Here is a 1,202-nt window from a genome sequence, read left to right on the forward strand (position 1 = left end):
CCCAGGGCGCCGTGCACAGTCCCGGACGCGGCGTCGAAGCCCGCGGCCGCGGCCCCGGACTCCTCCACGGCCTCCACCCGCTGCGCCTGCGCCAGCAGCCGCTGCGGCTCCACCACCGTGTAGTCCCGGCGGATCAGCACGCTCAGCGCGTTGGGCTCCTCCGGCCCGGTGTACGGCAGCGCGTCCTCGGTGCCGGGGATCTCGAAGGGAGTGACCTCGTCATAGCGGTCGTAGAGGAGCTCGTCGTACTCCTCGGCGGCCGCGGCCAGCTCGTTGAACGCCTCGTAGACGGCCGGGTCGTCCTCACCCGTCCTGCGCTCGACCGCCGCCAGGTGACGGTCGAGCGCGGCCTTGACCCCCTCGGCGGCGGCGCGTACCTCGGCAGCGGTGGGCTGCGCAGCATCAGACATAGTGCAGACGCTATCCGTACACGGCCTCCACACGCACAATAGATGCGATGCCGGAATACGAATTTGTCGACGTGTACGTGCCGCGCGGGGTCTCCCGCAAGGAAACGACACGCCTGCTGACGGACCATGCCGAGTACGGACACTGGGAGTTGGACCGCCTCAGCCTCCACCCGGACGGCAGCCGCAGAGTGCGGTTGCGCCGGCGGATCATCCGCCAGGTGCGTGCCACGTGGTGACGAGGGACGGCTGAAACGGAGCGGGCCCCGCGCGTGCGGGGCCCGCTCCGTCGACCCCGCGGGGGCGTGTTCACCTGCCCCTGGGGGCTTTTGTAGTGCCATGACACCGTTTGTCCGGTGCCGTGGCACCGTTTGCCGTGTCATGGCGTCGTCTCACGCGGAGGCGCGCGCCTTGCGGTAGAGCACGGCGCCCACCAGCAGCGCGCCCGCGCCCACCGGCAGCGCGAGACCGAGCGGCAGCTCACTGCCGGTCTGCGCCAGCTGCTCGGAGCCCTTGGGCTGCGAGACGGCCTGGGCGCTGGGGTCGTTCGGGTTCGCGGAGCCCAGGTCCACGCCACCGGACCGGCCCGGTCCACCGTGGCCGTCGGGCCCACCGGGCCGACCCGGGTCACCAGGGTCCCCGGGCTGTCCCGGCTTACCGGGCTCCCCCGGCTTGCCCGGCTGACCCGGGTCCCCGGGGTCACCCGGCTGACCGGGCTTTCCCGGAGGGTTGGGCTCGCCGTACCCGGGAGGCGTCGAGCCGTGCCCGCGGCCGGTGTTCGAGCAGTCGTTGCCC

1 protein-coding gene and 2 pseudogenes are annotated in these 1,202 nt (G+C 72.8%); 1 reads left to right on the top strand and 2 read right to left on the bottom strand.

The window, feature by feature from the left end:
- Window positions 1–410: pseudogene (locus EU811_RS22985) on the bottom strand (hypothetical protein); the annotation flags it as partial.
- 47 nt (window positions 411–457) lie between these two features.
- Here EU811_RS22985 and EU811_RS22990 point away from each other — a divergent pair.
- Window positions 458–646 (top strand): DUF5703 family protein, encoded by a 189-nt coding sequence (locus tag EU811_RS22990; RefSeq protein WP_033323315.1) that lies wholly within the window; start codon window positions 458–460, stop codon window positions 644–646.
- Window positions 647–799: 153 nt separating this feature from the next.
- Here EU811_RS22990 and EU811_RS23670 read toward each other — a convergent pair.
- Window positions 800–1,202: pseudogene (locus EU811_RS23670) on the bottom strand (hypothetical protein); the annotation flags it as partial.

The organism is Arthrobacter sp. TS-15 (assembly GCF_006964045.1).
Lineage (GTDB): Bacteria > Actinomycetota > Actinomycetes > Actinomycetales > Micrococcaceae > Arthrobacter.

Bases quoted from the DNA above. Each gene is read 5' to 3' on its own strand.
- EU811_RS22990 (WP_033323315.1), top strand. From the start codon at position 458: ATGCCGGAATACGAATTTGTCGACGTGTACGTGCCGCGCGGGGTCTCC.